The 17,681-nt window shown below is 71.2% G+C and carries 11 protein-coding genes; 4 read left to right on the top strand and 7 right to left on the bottom strand.

Features of this window, described 5'->3' with window-relative positions; genetic code table 11:
* Positions 1-101: 101 nt before the first annotated feature.
* From ADL03_RS50450 to ADL03_RS05950, 3 genes are all read right to left on the bottom strand, one after another.
* Positions 102-836: a hypothetical protein gene (locus tag ADL03_RS50450; protein ID WP_157528072.1), complete on the bottom strand. Its 735-nt coding sequence runs from the start codon at positions 834-836 to the stop codon at positions 102-104.
* A gap of 592 nt (positions 837-1,428) precedes the next feature.
* Positions 1,429-6,606, bottom strand: a complete 5,178-nt coding sequence (locus tag ADL03_RS05955) for a tetratricopeptide repeat protein (RefSeq protein WP_053732347.1) — start codon at positions 6,604-6,606, stop codon at positions 1,429-1,431.
* Complete coding sequence (locus ADL03_RS05950) at positions 6,603-7,190, bottom strand: toll/interleukin-1 receptor domain-containing protein (RefSeq protein ID WP_197288126.1); 588 nt, start codon at positions 7,188-7,190, stop codon at positions 6,603-6,605. Before ADL03_RS05950 ends, ADL03_RS05955 begins: the two co-directional genes overlap by 4 nt.
* Before the next feature lie 366 nt (positions 7,191-7,556).
* Here ADL03_RS05950 and ADL03_RS05945 point away from each other — a divergent pair, with 366 nt between their 5' ends.
* Entirely contained in the window at positions 7,557-8,996 is a 1,440-nt protein-coding gene (locus ADL03_RS05945) for a PepSY domain-containing protein (RefSeq protein WP_063798487.1), read from the top strand.
* A 30-nt stretch (positions 8,997-9,026) separates the two neighbouring features.
* Here ADL03_RS05945 and ADL03_RS05940 read toward each other — a convergent pair whose 3' ends face one another.
* The 4 genes from ADL03_RS05940 to ADL03_RS05925 form a co-directional block, all read right to left on the bottom strand.
* Positions 9,027-9,806 (bottom strand): ABC transporter ATP-binding protein, encoded by a 780-nt coding sequence (locus ADL03_RS05940; RefSeq protein ID WP_053732400.1) that lies wholly within the window; start codon positions 9,804-9,806, stop codon positions 9,027-9,029.
* Complete coding sequence (locus ADL03_RS05935; RefSeq protein ID WP_053732345.1) at positions 9,803-10,858, bottom strand: iron ABC transporter permease; 1,056 nt, start codon at positions 10,856-10,858, stop codon at positions 9,803-9,805. Before ADL03_RS05935 ends, ADL03_RS05940 begins: the two co-directional genes overlap by 4 nt.
* Positions 10,839-11,915 carry an ABC transporter substrate-binding protein gene (locus ADL03_RS05930; protein WP_053732399.1) on the bottom strand — a complete coding sequence of 359 codons (1,077 nt, stop codon included), beginning with the start codon at positions 11,913-11,915 and terminating at the stop codon, positions 10,839-10,841. The genes ADL03_RS05935 and ADL03_RS05930 overlap by 20 nt, the downstream gene beginning before the upstream one ends.
* Positions 11,916-12,044: 129 nt before the next feature.
* On the bottom strand, positions 12,045-12,620 hold the full coding sequence (locus tag ADL03_RS05925; protein ID WP_053732344.1) for a sigma-70 family RNA polymerase sigma factor: 576 nt from the start codon (positions 12,618-12,620) through the stop codon (positions 12,045-12,047).
* A 46-nt stretch (positions 12,621-12,666) separates the two neighbouring features.
* Here ADL03_RS05925 and ADL03_RS05920 point away from each other — a divergent pair, with 46 nt between their 5' ends.
* The 3 genes from ADL03_RS05920 to ADL03_RS05910 all read left to right on the top strand — a co-directional run bounded on the left by ADL03_RS05920 (position 12,667) and on the right by ADL03_RS05910 (position 17,664).
* On the top strand, positions 12,667-13,428 hold the full coding sequence (locus tag ADL03_RS05920) for a zf-HC2 domain-containing protein (protein ID WP_197288125.1): 762 nt from the start codon (positions 12,667-12,669) through the stop codon (positions 13,426-13,428).
* A gap of 168 nt (positions 13,429-13,596) precedes the next feature.
* The gene (locus tag ADL03_RS05915; protein WP_197288124.1) at positions 13,597-15,447 is read left to right on the top strand and encodes a cytochrome c oxidase assembly protein; all 1,851 of its coding nucleotides are present in this window, start codon (positions 13,597-13,599) and stop codon (positions 15,445-15,447) included.
* 6 nt (positions 15,448-15,453) lie between these two features.
* The gene (locus ADL03_RS05910) at positions 15,454-17,664 is read left to right on the top strand and encodes a cation-translocating P-type ATPase (protein WP_053732341.1); all 2,211 of its coding nucleotides are present in this window, start codon (positions 15,454-15,456) and stop codon (positions 17,662-17,664) included.
* Positions 17,665-17,681 lie beyond the last annotated feature (17 nt).

The raw sequence follows: 17,681 nt of genomic DNA, 5'->3' as shown, positions 1-17,681 counted from the left end.
GACCTTGATCAGTCAGGCCGTGCCGCTGACCCCACCGGCGGGGACGTGAGAGAGGTCAGCGGACCGCTTTCGAGTCGCTTGCGCGGACGACCCGGGCCGGATCAGTACCTGAGGACGACGCAGCCGTTGCTGCCGACGTCGCCGGTGAACCCGTTGAACACACCACCGTTGGCGCCGTTGCCCCCTCGTCCGGTGCCGGCCGCGCATTCGGCGGGCACCGTCGAACCAGCCGCACCGCCTGGACCACCGCCGTTGCTCAGCACACCGTTGCCTCCGGTGCCGCCATTCGCGCCGGGAGTTGTGGTGACCACCGTGCCGCTGCAGCTCGCAGAGCTGCTCCCGTTGCCCCCGACACCGCCGGTGTTGTCGCCGAGGGAGCCTTGCCCGCCCTGACCACCGCCGCCGTTCGCCCGCACGGTCGTACCGATGGTGATGCTGGAACTCCCACCGTACGCGCCGGCTTTGGCCTGGTAGACGCCCTCACGCGGACCGCCTCCGGCGCCACCTGCACCGACCGCGATCTTCAGGACGGCACCCGCGGTGACGGCCAGCGTGCAGGTCGCGTTCGCCCCGCCTCCGCCGCCACCGCCGCCGGGCCCGGGAACCGGGAAGAACCCCCAGCCACTGCCACCGCCCCCACCACCGGCCCCGACGACGTGCACGGTGACGGCGGTGGTCCCGGCCGGCACGGTGAAGGTGAAGTTGCCGGGGTTGGTGTAGGTGTTGACCAAGGCCGCGTGAGCGGGCGTCACCGCGGTCAACGGCAGGAACAACGCTGTCAACGCCGCTGCGGCCACCCCTCTTCGAGAGCGACCGACTGAGTCGACAGGTGACATGAATCCTCCTCGGACTGGCGGTAGCGGTGTCCACGTTCCACGCCACACACGGCGAGCCGGCACGGTCGGGACAACACGCCGGCACAGCACGTGCGGCGAGGAAGCAATCAACGTCGGGCCCGGCGGTCGAGGGCTCGTGGAGGCGATATGTCTTTCGTACCGGGAACGCGCCGGGAACAAAAGCTTCGATGAGGTGAATTTCGCGCCCAGCTATTCCAATTGTTGACGAAAGGCGGCAATTGGACCTCGGCCGCAGCCAGAGGAAAGCGGGGAACGACTCAGGCCAAGAGCGAGCGCCTGCGCAGTGATCATCCCCCGCCGCCGTGACGGCACCTCATGAGCGGTTCACCTGCGAGGAGCAGTGGGCCGCACCGAACGGGAGATGCCACCACGCGTCTCCCTGCTCGACAGCGAATATTCCACCTATTCTTCGCCACGGCCTTCTTCCGATCGCAACCGCAGACGGTCGGGCGCAGGTTTTTTCACCGAAGGGTTTCTCGTTGATGTTCCGGGTTTCCTCAGATGAGGACGCGGTTCCGTTCCTTCAGAACCCGGCTGATGGTGCAGCGACGCGCCACCGCGTTGGAAGTTCTCAACGCAGGCCGCGCAGGGCTTTGTCGAGGTGGCTTGCCGCCAGCTGGAACCCCTGGGCGTCTCCCAGCGTGCGGCAGAACTCGACGGCCCGCTGGTTCACCCGTACTGCTTCGGCGTACTGCTCCGCGTCGACCAGGACCGCACCCAACATCATCAGGGCGGTGCCTTCCCGTTCCCGGTTTCCCACCTCCTGGCAGACCGCGAGAGACCGCCGGAACACCGCGACGGACTCCCGCGGTCGGCCCGCCTCCACCAGCGCGGCACCGATCTCGAACAGCACCTGGCCCTCCGGGTCCGGATCACCGGGACCGGACCGGCCGTACGCGGCGGCGGCTTCGATGCCGATGGCGGCCGCCTGTTCGTAGCGGCCCGCCCGCACGAGGACCTTGCTGAGGTTGAACACCGCCGCGGCTTGGTAGTCGCGCTCACCGACCTCGCCGAACGCGCCCGCCGCCCGGTGATAGGCGTGCGCGGCCTCGTCGTACCGGTGCAGCGCCACGAGAGCTTCGCCGAGGTGGTAGTTCGCCTGGCCCTTGCGCTCGCCGTCGTCGAGTTCTTCGTAGAGCGCGGCGGCACGGGTGAGTACGGCGACGAGGTCGTCGAGTCGGTGCAGGGCTTGCAGCGCGCGGGACAGGTTGAGCAGTGCGGACGCCTCGACGAACGGAACACCGTTGTCCCGCATGAACTCCGCGGTGCGCCGGTTCGCGGCGGCGGCGTCCTCGTAGAGCCGCGCGTCCAGCAGGATCTTGCCGAGCGCGTAGCTGGAGATGGCTTCCTCGCGCTCGTCGCCCGACTCCCGGTAGCAGAGCACGGAACGCCGTCCGGCGGCGATGGCCTCGCCCTGCTGGCCCGTGGCAGCCAAGGCACTGCTCAGCCTGCGCAACGCCTCCCCCTCACCGCGCCGGTCGCCGTGCTCGCGGAAGAGCGCCGCCGAGCGTTCGCAGACCGCGATGGACTCCGCGTCCCGCCCGTCGCTCTGCAAAGCATGACCGACGTTGACCAGGGCGAGCGCCTCCTTGGCGCCGTCGCCCAGTTGCCGGTAGAGCTCGGCGGCCCGGCCGCTCGCGACCACGGACTCCGCGAACCTGCCTGCCTTGCCCAGGTCGGAGCCGAGCTCACCCGACATCGCGGCTTCACCGCGCCGGTCGCCCGTGTCGCGGTAGGCGGCAGCGGCCAGCCGGTGGGCGGTGATGGCCTCCTCGACGTGGCCCAGCTCGGCGGCGGACGCCCCGAGGCACTGCAACGCCAACGCCTCACCGCCTCGATCGCCGATGCCGCGGTAGACGTCAACGGCCTGCCGACAGGCGATCACGGACTGCTCGTACCGGTCGTCGAACGCCCGCGCGAGGCCGATGCCGATGAGCGCCTTGCCTTCCGCGTCGCGTTCGCCGGTTTCCCGGCAGAGAGCGATCTCGCGTTCGTGGGCGGCGACGGCCTCCGCATAGCGCTTCAGTTCGCGCAGGTGTGCGCCGAGGTCGTGCAAGAGCGCGCGTTCCCGCTTGGGGTCGCCCACTGCGTGGTACAGGGTGGCGGCCTGCTCGCAGATGGCGGCGGCTTCCTCGTGACGGTGAGCTTTGTCCAGCGCCTTGCTCTGGTTGGTCAGCGCGTCCGCTTCCCGGCCCTGGTCACCGGTCCTGCGGAACAGTGAGGCGGCCTTGCCGCACGCGGCTGCCGCCTGGGCGAACTGACCGGCCTCCGCGGCGGCGGCGCCCACGTTGATCAGGGACAGGGCCTCACCGTGGTGGTCACCGGCCCGGCCGAGCAGGACGGCGGACTGCTGGGCCGCGGCGGAGGCCTCCTCGTAGCGTGCCGCGTGGTAGAGCGCGACGCTGAGCCGCCCGAACGCCTCGCCCTCGTGTGAGGCCCTGCCGGTCCGGCCCTGGAGGTCCGCGGCCTTCGTGAAGGCGCTGATCGCGTCCTCGTACAGGTGCAGTTCGGTGAGGGCTTGGCCGAGGTTGGTCAACGAGTCCGCCGCACCGCCGTAGTTGGCACGTGCCACGTAGGTCTCGGCGGCGCGGCGGCTGGGGTCGAGTGACTCCTCGAACCGTTCCAGTTCCAGCAGGGCGTTGCCGAGGTTGTGCAGCGGTGGGCCCGCCGAGGCACCGGGCATCCTCGTCTCGAAGAAGTCCTCGCCGAGCTCGTCGAGCAACGCGAGGTTCTGCCTGCTGACCTGGACGACTTCGGCGAACCGCTTGGCCGCTGTCAGCGCGTTGGCCTGGTTGGTCAGCGCCGCGAACTCGAGGTGCTGCTCACCGGTCTCCCGGTAGACGGCCGCGGCCTGCCCGGCGGCGTCGGCGGCCTCCTCCGCCCGCTTCAGCTTTGCCAGCGCGGCGCTGAGGTTGGTCAGTGCCATGGCTTCCAGGCTGCGCTTGCCGTCCTCGCGGTAGAGCGCGGCGGCCCGCTGGTGTGCTGTGACCGCCTCCTCCTGTGGCCCGGCGCCCGCCAGGGTGACGCCGAACCTGCCGATCAGGTCGGCTGCGGCGCTGCGGTCGCCGGTACCGAGGTGGACCTCGACCGCCCGTTCGACGGCGGCGACGGCGTCCTGCATCCGCCCCCGGCGGGCCAGGGTCTCCGCCAGCTCACCCAGTTCCGCAGCGATCCCCGACCGGTCCGCGCCCGCGTCCGCCAGCCGGTGGCGCAGATCGGCCGCCTTGCGGACGGCGGCCTCGGTCTCGTCCCGCTCCTGCTTGCGCGCCAGGGACAACAGGTGCATGACATCCGCGTACTCGGGGAGGTCGAGCGTGGGGTGAGCCACGGCCAGTCGGCGGTACAGCTCGGCGGCTTCCCGCGCGGCTTCCAGAGCCTCGTCCTCACGGCCGAGGTGCCACAGCCGCCAGCCGAGGCTGCCCAGCGCGCGGGCGAGATCGAGCGGTCGACCGCCGTTGTCGGCCCGCCTGCACAGGTCGACGGCTTCCCGCACCGCGACGAGCGCCTCCTCCTCACGACCGAGGTGTGCGTGGAACGACCCCAGGTTCAGCAGCGTCGTGGTCAGACCGGCCTGGTGGGCGGCGGGATTGACGTCGGCCAGCCCGCGGAACAGCTCGCTGGCCTCCGTGGCGGCGGCCAGCCCCTCCTCGGCACGGCCGGCGTCGAGCAACGAGCGGCTGCGGCTGATCAGCGCCGCGGCCAGCCTCGGCTCTGCCGCGGCGGGGTTCTGCGCGGACAGCTCCCGGAACAGGTCGACGACCTCACCGGTGAGACTCAGAGATTCCTCCGTGTGCCCCACGTCGTACATGCGCTGGCTGAGACTTCCCAGCAGGGCGGCGAGATCACCGCGATCACCGGTCAGTTCGCGTTGCAGGTCGACGGCCTCCTGCGTGGCGGCCAACGCCTCCTCCGGCCTACCGTGCACAGCCAGCCTGTTGCCGAGGCTGGTCAGCGACCTCACCAGGCTCCGCTGGTGCGCCGGCTCGACCGAGGCCAGGCGGCGGCTGATCGTCACGGACTCCTCGGCGACGAACAGCGCGTCCTCCGGGCGGCCCACGTCGGACAGGCGGTCCGCGAGGTTCGCGAGCGCCGTGGCCAAGCCGGCGAGGTGACCGGGCACGCCAGGGTTCGCCTCGACCAGGTGACGGTGCAGGCTGACGGCCTCCTCCGCCGGGGCGATCGCCTCCTCCGCACGACCCGCGTTCGCGCGTCGCCACGCCAAGGTGCCGTACAGCCAGGCGCGTTCCCCCGGATCCGTGGTGTTTCCCAGCCGGTGCGCGGTCAGGACCTCGACGACGGCGAGGATCCCGATGTCCAGGTTGACGTCGCTGCCGTCTGGCAGGCAGGACTCGACGGCCTGAAGCACGGCGATGAGCCCATCGTCGTGGCTGTCGGCCAATGCGGCGAGCGTGGTGAGCGCGGGACTGCCCGCGGCGACCGCGAGGCGCGGATCGTTGCGCAGCAGCGGGTAGAGGACCTTCTGGCGAACGTGCGCCCAGCGGTCGGCGGTGGACGCGAGGAAGGTCATCGCGCGCGGAGCGATGACCGGTCGCAGTGCCTCCGCCGAGGTCAGCGTCTCCGGGACGTCCTTGGCCCACGGGTCGGCCTCGTAGGAGCTGATGGTGTGGCCAGGGGTGAGCAGACCGAGGAAGTCCTCCGCGAGGCGGTCCGGGTAGAGCGGTTCCAGCACCAGGTCGTCGTCTGCGGGTCGGTAGCAGAACCGGTGGTCGTCGATGAGGCTCTGCGGGTGTTCGTCCAGCCGCAACGATGCCAGGGCCCGTTCCCCGGTGCGCTGGCTGACCGCGCCGGTGAGCACTGCGGCGAACACGGTCCGCGCCATCATCGTGGGCCTCGTGCGGTAGTCCTGCCCGTGTCGTCCGGCGTCGTAAAGTAGTTGCCAGGCAAGGCGTTCACGGTCGAGCAGGTAAGCCGACAGCTCGTGCGGATCGCTCAGGTACGGCCGTCTGCCGTGCGCATGGGCATCCACCGCGACCAATGCGGCCATGTGCAGGTTCAGCGTCAAGCCGAAGTCGCGGTGGTCGAGCCGGGGCGGCTCGACGGTGTCGGGCAGGCCGTAGAGGTCGGTGGCCGCGTAACGGTCGCGTGCCGCCGCGAACATGCGCAGCCGGTTGTCGGCCAGCGGGTGCAGCGGCAGGTCATCGGCTTGGGCGCGACGCTCGGCCAGCTCACCGCGCAAAGCCGCGAACCAGCGGACCGTGCGCCCGATGAGCAGGATGCGCGTGGGTGTCTGCTGGTTGAGCACGGGATCGGACAGCAGCTGTTCCAGTTCGCTGTGCGCCCATCGGTCGGCGTAGTCAACGACTAGGAGCACTCCCGCCGCATCGGCGGGCGTGTTGGTGCCGTTGGCCGGCAGCGAGGTGGTCCGGAATCCCGCCTGAACGACGTGCCAGCCGCGGGACAGCTCGGCGAACCTCGTGGCGAGGCGGGTCTTGCCCTGGCCACCGGGACCGTGCAGCAGCAGGACCGACAGCCGCGAGCTCCCGTCGTCACGCCACTGCCGCAGGCGGTCCAGTTCGGCGTCCCTGCCGACGAAGGGCACGACCTGGCTGCGTGCGTCGAGCAGGCGGCTGGGCTGCGCCATCAACCAGTCGGCGTCGGGAACGCTCGGCGCGGGAAGTTGCTCGATGACGGGGACGCGCGTGCCGTAGACGTTGGTGATCGTGACATCCTCGCCCAGGACGCCGAAACCTCCCGCATAGACGTGCTGGTCTTTGCGCGAACCCGTCATGCCCGGCCTCCCGCGCCACCGTGGTTGATCGTGATGTTGGCCTGCGAGGTCTGGATTCCCGTGCCGCCCTGCTCGACCCGCTGGTTGAACACGGGCGCCTGCCGTGGTGGCTCCTCGGTGGCTTCGGGTATGACGCCGGCCAGGTCGGCGACGATCCGGGCGAGGTCGGCGATGGGCTCACGGCGGCGCAGGTACCGGTGCTGACAGCGGCTCAACGCGGCGATCTCCGCAGGCAGCTCGGACGCCCTCGGCAGTTCGGCGTGGTCGGTCAGCACAGGGATCACCCGCACCCCGGCGGCGAAGGCCTCGGCCAGCTCCCGGCGGATCCAGTCGCCCTGGTCGTCGAGCCTGCGCCTGCCGAACGGGTCGGTGACCGTCAGCCAGCGCGGCCCGATCACCGCCAGCACCACCTCGGCCGACCGGACCCGGCCCAGCAGCTCCCGCACGAAGTCGGTGCCGGCGGGGATGGACTCGGCGTCCAGGAACACGTTGTCCGCACCGAACCGCCGGGCCAGCTCGGTGTAGAGCAGGGCGCCGTAGCTGTGGCTGTCCTCTCCCCGGTAGTTGATGAACACACGACCCACCACGACACCCCCTGGCCGAACACCGCGTCCGCTGGCCAGCGTAGGGATTTGGCGCGGAAGGGGGACGGGTACGCCTGTGATGTCCATGAATTGGCCAGTTGATGCCGATCGTCGTCAGCTGGAACCGCCGGGAACCAACGCGACGTCCTGGACGACTACCTGGGTGTCGGCACCGTCCCCGATGTCGACGCGGGTTGGTAGGGGGAAGGGGGCGGTGGACAGCCGCCCCCTTCCTCACACGCCGGACCTCTGACCGTCCGGACGCGCGCTGAGTCGTGCGCGGAACACGCGGGAACCAAGCCGGGCCGGCGAACGACTACTCGTCCGAGTCCCCGCACTTCCCTTCCCCTGCAGAGGTGTCCCTCGATGTCCGCTCCCCCGCTCACGCTCGACCGAACAGACGAGACGCCCCGCGACGACCAGGTTTCCGTCGTGCCGCTGCTGCGCAGACTGCACTTCTACGCCGGTGTGCTCATCGGTCCGTTCCTGCTCGTGGCCGCCGTGACCGGCATGCTCTACGCGTTCGCGCCGCAGATCGACGACGTCCTCTACGGCGACAAGCTGTGGGTCGAGCCCGCGGGTACCGCCCGGCCGGTGTCCGACCAGGTCGCGGCCGCTCAGGCTGCGTTGCCCGAGGGCACCGTGACCGCGGTGCAGGTCTTCGACGACCCCGAGGCCACGACGCGGGTGGTGTTCGCTGTCGCGGGGCTGCCCGAGGAGTACAGCAAGACGGTCTACGTCAACCCGTACACCGCGCAGGTGCGGGGCGAGCTGACGACGTGGGCCGGTTCGACGCCGGCCGTCACCTGGCTCGACCAGTTCCACCGCGACCTCCAGCTCGGCGCGGTCGGCAACCTGTACTCGGAACTCGCCGCCAGCTGGCTGTGGGTGCTCGCGATGGTGGGTCTGGTGCTCTGGATCGCCCGGCGCCGCACCGCCAAGCGCCGGGTGCGCGCCCTGCTGGTGCCGGAACGGGGTGCCAAGGGCGTGCGCAGAAGCCGCTCCTGGCACGCGAGTCTCGGCGTCTGGGCGCTGGTCGGCGCGCTCTTCCTGTCCGCCACGGGACTGACGTGGTCGAACTACGCCGGCGAGAACTTCACCGCCGTGCTGACCGTCCTCAACGCCAAGGCGCCCGTGCTCGACACCGCGCTGCCCGGCGCCACGCCTCCCGGTACCGCGCCGGGCGAGCATTCCGAGCACAACGGCAGCGCGGGCAGCACCGAGCCCGTGGACCCCAAGACCTTCGACGAGGTCCTCGCTGCCGGACGTGGAGCGGGTCTCGACGGGCCGGTCGAGCTCTCCCCCGCCGCGGCACCGGGCACCGCCTGGTCCGTCGGGCAGACCGACCAGCTGTGGCCGATTCGCCAGGACAAGGCCGCCGTCGACCCGAGCACCGGGAACGTCACCGCCCGCGCCGACTTCGACGACCGCCCCTTCCTCGCGAAGCTGTCCGCCGTGGGCATCCTGGCCCACATGGGGCTGCTCTTCGGCCCGGCCAACCAGGTCGCGCTCCTGCTGCTGGCCGGCACGATCCTCACGGTGATCGTCTTCGGCTACCGGATGTGGTGGCAGCGCCGTCCCACCCGTGCTGATCGCCGCGCGCCGTTCGGGCTGGCGCCCGCGCGCGGAGGCTGGCAGCGGCTGCCGTTGTGGTTCGTCATCCCGGCGCCGCTCGTGCTGATCGCGCTGGGCATCGCCATGCCGTTGCTCGGCATCAGCCTCGTGGCGTTCCTGGTCCTCGACGGGATCATCGGCACCGTCCGCGCACGTGCGGCGGAGCCGGTGGCCGTCCGCCGGGAAGACTGAGCCTCCGCACGTGAACTCGCCGGCAGCGGATCATCGCGGACTCAGCACGCGAGAGGCCGTCACGAAGTGCGGCCTGCCGGTCAGCGGGTGCGGCACGATCGCGCTCCGCACACCGAACACCTCGGCGACGCGTTCCGGGGTGAGCACCTCGTCGGGAGGGCCGGAGGTCACCACGTTGCCGTCGTGCACGAGGATCAGGCGGTCGCAGTAGGTCGTCGCGTGGTCCAGGTCGTGCAGGGCGGCGATCGTGGTCAGCTCCAGTTCCCGCACCAGGTCGAGCAGTTCCAGCTGAGCGCCGACGTCGAGGTGGTTGGTCGGCTCGTCGAGCAGCAGGACCGGTGCCTGCTGGGTCAGCGCCCTGGCGACGAGCACCCGTTGCCGTTCGCCACCGGACAGCGTGGCGAAGACGCGGTCGGCGGCCCACCGCATGCGCACGCGGTCCAGCGAGCTCTCGACGATCAGGCGGTCCGCCGCGGTCTCCCGGTCCAGCACGCGCTTGTGCGGGCTGCGGCCCATGGTGACGACTTCGAGCACGGAGTAGTCGTTGTCGAGGTCGTGGTCCTGGGCGACCACCGCCGTGCGCAGACCGGCCTGACGGGCGCTGGAGCGCCACACGTCGTCCGGTCCGATGTAGACGTTGCCGGAGGTCGGCTTGAGAGCGCGGTACAGGCAGCGCAGGAGCGTGCTCTTGCCGGAACCGTTGGGGCCGACGATCCCGGTGATGCCGCCGGACTCCGCTTCGAGGTCGGCGCGTTCGAGGATGGTGGTGTCGCCGATGCGCACGTGGACGGCGTCGGCCACGACCTTCATCGCCACACCTTCTTCCGGTTCCGCAGCAGCACCAGGAAGAACGGGGCGCCGAGGGCCGCGGTGAAGATGCCGATGGGCATCTCGTTCGGCTTGTCCACCGTCCGGGTCACGAGGTCGACCAGCACCAGGAACACGGCCCCGCCGAGCAGCGCCACGGGGAGCAGCTTGCGCTGGTCCGGCCCCACCACCAGTCGTGCGGCGTGCGGAACGATCAAGCCCACGAAACCGATACCGCCGGCGACGCTGACCACGGTGGCGGTCAGCAGGGAGGCGGCCACCAGCAGGAGGATGCGGAGCCGGTGCACGTCGACGCCCAGCCCGGCCGCGGTGTCGTCGCCCACCGACAGGGCGTTCATCGACCGCCCCTGGGTGAGCAGCCACGCGGCGGTGACCGCGATTGCGGCAGTGGGCACGGCCAGGTCGTCCCAGGAGGCACCGGAGACCGAGCCGAGCAGCCAGAACATCACGCGCCGCAGTTCGGTGGGGCTGGCCTGGAGCTGGAGGTAGCTGGTCGCGGCGTTGCCCAGCGCGGCCACCGCCACTCCGGCCAGCACGAGGCTGCTGCCGAGCAGCCGACCGCCGCGCTGGGCCATGACGAAGACGATCGCCAGGCTGAGCAGCGAACCGGCGAAGGCCGCCCCGGCCACCCCGAGACCCGCGACGAGTGCGCCGCCCGTGGTCATCGCGACCACGGCACCGAGCGACGCGCCCGCCGAGACACCGAACAGGTACGGATCGGCCAGCGGGTTGCGCACCAACGCCTGCAGGCACACCCCCGCCAGGCTGAGGCCACCACCGGCCAGCGCGGCCAGCAACACCCTGGGGGTGCGGAAGTCCCACACGATCTGGTTGTCCAACGGGTCCAGGCCCGCGCTGCCGCCGCCGAGGTGTGCCCAGACGATGCCGACGACACGTCCGACCGGGACGTCGACCGTGCCCGTGCCGATCGCGAACGCGGTCGACAGGACGAGGGCGGCTGCCAGGCCGGCGAGCAGGACGACGTAGCCGGTGCCGGAGATCGCGTGCGGGCCTCTAGCCGCCGTGCGCTGCATCAGCGATCTTCTTCACTGCCAAGGCGTTCAGCGGACCGAGGTAGAAGCTGTCCGACACGGACGTGTACCTCCTGTTCTTCGACGCGGCCCACTGCGGGAACTTCGTGAACAGGTCCCGCGCGAGCACGTCGGCGTTCTCCGTCTCCTGGTACAGGCCCACCACCAGCAGGTCCACCTCCGCCGACGCCAGCGCCTCGGCGTTGATCTCCGCGAGCTCGGCGTTCGTCCTGCCGGCGAAGGCGTTCACGCCACCGGCACGCACGACGATGTCGTCGAAGATGCCACCGGCGAAGACAGCGGGCAGGCCGTTGCTGTTCATCATGGCCATGCCGGGGTAGACGACGAGAACGTTCTTCTTCGGCTTGCCCGCAACGCTCCGCCTGATCGTGTCGATCTCGGCGCGGGCCTGGTTGACGAGGTCGGCCGCGCGCTGCTGGACGTCGAAGATCTGACCCAGTTGCAGGAGCAGCTCGTGAGAGGACTCAATCGACTGCTCCTCATACTTCCGCCGGTCGGCGGGACTGGCAGCGGAGTCGCCGTTGGCGCAGTTGGACGGGGTGACGTAGCTGGTGATCCCGGCCCGGGTCAGCTGGTCCCGCGTGATGGAGCCGGTCCTGTCGTCGAACCCGCCCGCCCAGGTGGAGATCACGAAGTCGGGTTTCTGCGCAACGATCTGCTCGCGGGGCACCTCGAAGTTGTCGTTGAGGGTGAGGCCACCGGTCGGGACGGCCTTCACCTTCGCGACCATCGACGGGTCGTCGGAGACGCCGTAGGACTGGCTGTTCGCCGCGATCCTGTCCTGGATGCCCAGGGCGACAAAGCTTTCCACCTCGGCCACGGAGGCGCCGTTGAGCAGTAGCACGCGACTCGGCGCCTTGTCGAAGGTCAGCCGGCGGCCGCAGTTCTCGATCGTGAGCGGGTAGGCGGTCGGAGCCGCGGTCGCCGGGGCGGGCGCGGTGGTCTCCTCCGCCGTGTTCGGCGCGGAACCCGCGCTGCCGCAGGCGCTCAGCGAGAGAACAAGTGCCGTGGCGGAGGTCAGCACGATGCCACGACGCATCGGCGAATACGAGGTCACGGTGTACTGGTCGCGCGGAAGTGCGGAGAAGTTCCCGAGCAGTTGGCGCGACACGGGACCGGTTCAGCCCCGGTGCGCCTCCGGCTCGTTCAACAAGAGCACGACGATGGCTCAGACGACGTCGACGTCTTCATGGCCACGACCGGCGACCAGGTCTTCGCGCGCTCGGGCGACGCGAGACCGCACGGTGCCGATCGGGCAGCCGCACACCTCGGCCGCCTCGGCGTAGGACAGTCCCAGCACCTGGGTGAGCAGCAGGGCCTCGCGGCGTTCGGGAGCCAGGCCGGCGAGCAGGACGTTGAGCTCGACGACGTCCTCGAAGCCCGCGGACCGCGCACGTTCGGCGGCCTGCCTGGTGTCCGAGGCCACCTCGTAGTCCGCCGACCAGGCGATCGACGGCCGCACGACCGCCGCCCGGACGTGGTCGACGACGGTCCGGCGGGCGATCGACAGCAGCCACGTCCTGGCCGACGACCGGCCCTCGAACCCCGGAAGGCTGCGCAGCGCACGGAGGTAGACGTCCTGGGTGAGGTCGTCCGCGACCCCGACGCCGGCCAGATGCGCGACCAGGCGCCAGACGTCGCGCTGCGTCAAGCGGATGAACCGCTCCAGCGCGACACGATCGCCCGCGCCCGCGGCCAGCGCGCAGGCCGTGACCGCGTCGTCGTCACCCCTTGAAGTCGACACGGTCGTGGAGGGTAACTCAGAGTTCGCCGGGAACTATCCGCGCCTCATGGCCGACAATGTCTGTGTGGACTGCTACACCTGCCGCGAAGCCCTGTCCGCGCGACTCGACGGCGAACCCGGAGGCGCACCCGCCGACGTGGTCGACGCACACCTGGAAACCTGCACGTCGTGCCAGGTCTGGCACGACGACGCCGCGGCGCTCACCCGCACCCTGCGCGTGCGGCCGGCCACCCCGGTTCCCGACCTGACCGCCGCCATCCTCGACGTGGCTCCCCCGGTCGTTCCACCGGCGCCACGCGGCTGGACACCGCGGCTGCTCCTCGGTGGCGTGGCGGTCGCGCAGCTCACGCTCGGCATGGCCCAGGTCGTGGGCAGCACCGGCGCGTCCGCACACGGCGGTCACACCTCCGGCGTCGACAGCAGCCACCTGTTCAACGAGAGCACGGCCTGGAACCTCGCCATCGGCCTCGGTCTGCTGTGGACCGCGCTCCGCCCGAGGGCGACGTCCGGGATGCTGCCCGTGGTCAGCGCCTTCGTCGCCGTGCTCGTGCCCTACTCCGCGAGCGACCTGCTCAGCGGCACCGCCACCGTCGGCCGGGTGTTCAGCCACGCACTGCTGGTGGTGGGTCTGGGGTTGCTGGCGCTCGTGCACTTCGGCAACCGCGGCCCGAGCGACCGCACACCGCTCGTGCACGGCGACTCCGACGACACCGCAGGTGATATCTCGGCCGCACCGGAACGAGCCGGACGGTCACACGGGCAGCGCCGCGTGCGACTGCGTCCGGTCAGCAAGCGCCACGCCGCCTGATCCCCCGCTCACCGGGTCATCGGGAGCCACCGGGTCCACAGTGAACAGTCGCGTCCGTCACACGGGCGGAGGATGTTCGGTTCTCCGGGAACCGGAGGGCCTGAACGCCCGACTGTTGTCAGTGTGAGGGTGAGCAGCGCCGCTGTTGTCGCGTCGGTTGTTTCTGTCGTGTGCGTTGCCGTTGTCGTGTTCTGGGCGGGCGACGTGCACGCCGCGCTGGGCGACAGCGATCCGGGCAGGCTCACATCGCTGGCTTTCGGGCTGGTGCGCACGCTCGCGAACGCCGCGGCCGCCATCACGGTGGGCTCGCTGGTGTTCGGCGGCTTCGTCGTGCCCGCCCCACCGCGTCACGCAAAGCTGACCGCACAGGCGTACGCGGCGGTCCGCATCGCGGCGACCGCGGCGACGGTCTGGGTCGGTGCGGCGGCCGTAGCGGTGGTGCTGTCCGTCTCCGACGCCACCGGGCAGCCGCTGAGCGTCGCGCTGAGCCACCTGCCGAGTCTCCTAGCGGCGACCGAGGAGCCGAAGGCGTGGTTGGTCACGACGGTGGCGGCCGGTCTGGTCGTGGCGGGCACGCGGGCGACGCTGACGTGGGTGACCGCGGTGTTGTGCCTGGCTCCGGCGCTGGTCGGGATGCTGGCCCCGGTCGTCGTCGGGCACGTCGCGAACGGGGCGTGGCACGACGTGGCGACCAACGCCATGGTCTGGCACGTCCCGGCCGCCGCGGTGTGGGTCGGTGCGCTTGTCGCGTTGCGCGGATACCTGCGGCACTCCCCCGGTGCCACCTCACCGGACGAGGTCGTGCGGCGCTACCACCGGCTCACCTCGATCTGTGCCGTGGTGCTCGTGCTCAGCGGCGGGGTGGCGGGCGCGGTGCTCGTCGGTCCGGCCGCGCTGACCGGCGGGTACGTGGCGTTGCTGTTGCTCAAGCTGGCCGTGGTCGCGGTCGTGCCGCTGCTGCGGGCGCGGTGGGGTGCGCGGCGCCCGCTCGGCGTCGAACTGGTCGGGCTGGGTCTGGTGCTCGCCGCCTCGACCGGTCTGACGCACCTGGTGCCGCCCGCGTGGGCACTGTCCCGGCCTTCGCCGCAGGAGACCGTGCTCGGCTACGAGCTCCCGGACGGTCCGTCCGCGGGGGAACTCCTCCTCGGCTGGCGGTTCGACCTCGTGCTCGGGCTCGGCGCGGTCCTGGCGGCGGCCGCCTACCTGGCCGGCGTGCGCACCCTGCGACGACGAGGAGACCGCTGGCCGCGCGGACGGGCGGCCGCCTGGATCGCGGGCTGCGCGGTGGTGCTCGTGATGACCTCGTCGGGACTCGGCAGGTACGCGGCGGGCATGTTCAGCACCCACATGGTCGCTCACATGGCGTTGACCATGCTGGCACCGGTGCTGCTGGTGCTGGGCGGGCCGATCACGCTGGCGTTGCGGGCCCTGCCGCCGGGACCACGCCAGTGGGTCACCGCGCTCGTGCACTGCCGGGCCGCCGGGACTCTCGCCCACCCCGCTGTGGCCGCGGTGGTCTTCGTGGGCTCGTTCTACGTCCTGTACTTCTCGGAGCTGTTCGGGGAGATGATGCGGTTCCACTGGGCACACCAGCTGATGAACCTGCACTTCCTGGTGTCCGGGTACGTGTTCTTCTGGCTCGTCGTCGGTGTCGACCGCGCACCCCGCACGCTGCCGCACCTGGCACGCCTCGGACTGTTGTTCTCCGTCATGCCGTTCCACGCCTTCTTCGGCGTGATCCTGATGAACAACCAGAAGGTGATCGCCGCGGACTTCTACCGCACCCTCGGCCTCACCTGGCTGCCGGACCTGCTCACCGACCAGCGGCTCGGCGGCGGAATCGCCTGGGCCACCGGGGAGATCCCGATGCTCGTCGTCGTCATCGCGCTCCTGCACCAGTGGGCACGGGCCGATCGCCGGGAGGCCGTGCGGTTCGACCGCGCTTCCGACCACGGCCACGACGACCGGCTGGCCGCCTACAACGCCATGCTCGCCGAACTCTCCGGACGAAGGAACTGACCCATCATGACCACCACGACGGAGGAGTCCGTCGAGCTCTCCGTGTCGGGCATGACCTGCGCCGCGTGCGCGACCCGCATCGAGCGCAAGCTGAACAAGGTCGACGGCGTCCGCGCGACCGTCAACTACGCCACCGAACGCGCGATCGTGCACCTGCCGGACGGCATGCGCGCCGACGACGCCGTGCAGGTCGTGCGCAACGCGGGCTACGACGCGGTTCCCGCCGGGCAGGACGACCCGCACACCGTGGACGTCGTCGCGGGGTTGCGCCGCCGGCTCGTGGTCGCCGCCGTGCTGGCCATCCCGCTGGGCAACCTGTCGATCAGCCTCGCTCTCGTCCCGGCCCTGCGGTTCCCGGGCTGGGAACTGTTGTGCGTGCTGCTGGCGCTCCCGGTCGTGGCCTACTCGGCCTGGCCGTTCCACCGCGTGGCGTTGCGCAACCTGCGGCACGGATCGTCCACCATGGACACTCTGGTGTCGCTGGGCGTGCTCTCCTCGTTCGGCTGGGCGGTGTGGTCGCTCGTCGCCGGGTCGTCCGGTGGCGGCTACTGGCTGGGCTTCGGCGTGACGGATGGCGGCGCGGACGCGGTGTACCTCGACGTGGCCGCGGGTGTCACCACGTTCCTGCTCGCCGGGCGCTACTTCGAGGTCAGGTCACGGCGCAGTGCCGCTGGGCTGCTCGAAGCCCTCGCGGGGATGGCGGCCAAGGACGCCCGCGTGCTGCGCGACGGCGTCGAGACCGCGGTGCCGGCCGCCCGGATCGCCACCGGTGACCTGCTCGTGGTGAAGCCGGGCGAGGCACTGCCCGCCGACGGAGTCGTCACCGACGGCCACTCCGCCGTCGACGCGTCCTCGATGACCGGTGAGCCCGTCCCGGTCGAGGTCGGTCCCGGTGACCAGGTCACCGGCGGCACCGTCAACCGCTCCGGCCGCCTCGTCGTGCGCGCCACGGCCGTGGGCGCCAACACGCAGCTCGCCCAGATGCGAGCACTGGCCCAGCAGGCAGCGCAACGCAAAGCCCGCGTGCAACGGCTGGTCGACCGGGTCTGCGCGGTGTTCGTGCCGGTCGTGCTCGTGCTCGCGGCGCTGACCCTGGCCGGGTGGTTGGCCACCGGGCACACCGCGCGGGAGGCGTTCACGTCGGCGGTCGCCGTGCTGATCATCGCCTGCCCGTGCGCCCTGGGACTCGCCACCCCGACGGCGCTGATGGTGGGCGTGGCGCGGGCCGCACAGCTGGGCGTGCTGGTGAAGGGACCGGACGCGCTGGAGGCGAGCCGTGCGATCGACACCGTGGTGCTCGACAAGACCGGCACGGTGACGACCGGGCTCATGCGGGTCACCGGCACCACGGCGTTCTCCGGCCACTCCGGGCACGACGTGCTGCGGTGGGCGGCGGCGGTCGAGGCGGCGTCCGAGCACCCCATCGGCGTGGCGATCGCGGCGTCGGCCGAGGCCCCGCCCGTCACCGGGTTCGAGGCGCTGGTCGGCGCGGGTGCGCGCGGCCTGGTGGAGGACGGACTCGTGCACGTCGGGTCACGGGATCTCATGGCACGGCTGGACATCACGCTGCCCGCCGAAGCGCTGGCGTGGTCGGCGGGGCTTGGTGCCGCGACAGGGGTGTTCGTCGCACGCGACGGCGTGGTGGCCGGCGGAATCACCCTGCAGGACGCGGTGCGCCCGTCCGCGCGCTCCGCGGTCGAACGCCTGCACGCGCTCGGGCTGCGCACCGTGCTGCTCACCGGAGATCACGAGGACGCGGCCCGCGCGGTCGCGGACGAGATCGGGATCAGCGACGTGATCGCCGGCGTGCGGCCCGCGGACAAGGTCGCGACGGTCGAACGGCTGCGCCACGACGGGCACCGGGTCGCGATGGTCGGCGACGGCATCAACGACGGTCCCGCGCTCGCCGCCGCGGACCTGGGCATGGCGATGGCGCGGGGCAGCGAGATCGCCGCGCACGCCGCCGACGTCGTCCTGGTGCGCGAGGACCTCGACGTGGTCGCCGACGCGATCGTGTTGTCCCACCGGACACTGTCGACCATCCGCGGCAACCTGGTGTGGGCGTTCGCCTACAACGCGGCGGCGCTTCCGCTGGCGGCCTTCGGTTTGCTCAACCCGCTCATCGCCGGTGCCGCGATGTCGCTGTCGTCGGTCCTGGTGGTGGCGAACAGCCTCCGGTTGCGCGGGGAGACCCTGGGGAGCGGACAAGGCCGTTGATCGAGGCCCCCCGCCTG

The organism is Nocardia sp. NRRL S-836, assembly GCF_001279525.1.
In the GTDB taxonomy this organism is placed as follows: domain Bacteria; phylum Actinomycetota; class Actinomycetes; order Mycobacteriales; family Pseudonocardiaceae; genus Lentzea.
Note: the sequence above shows the minus strand (reverse complement) of the source record. Positions and strands in the feature narration are given on the sequence as shown.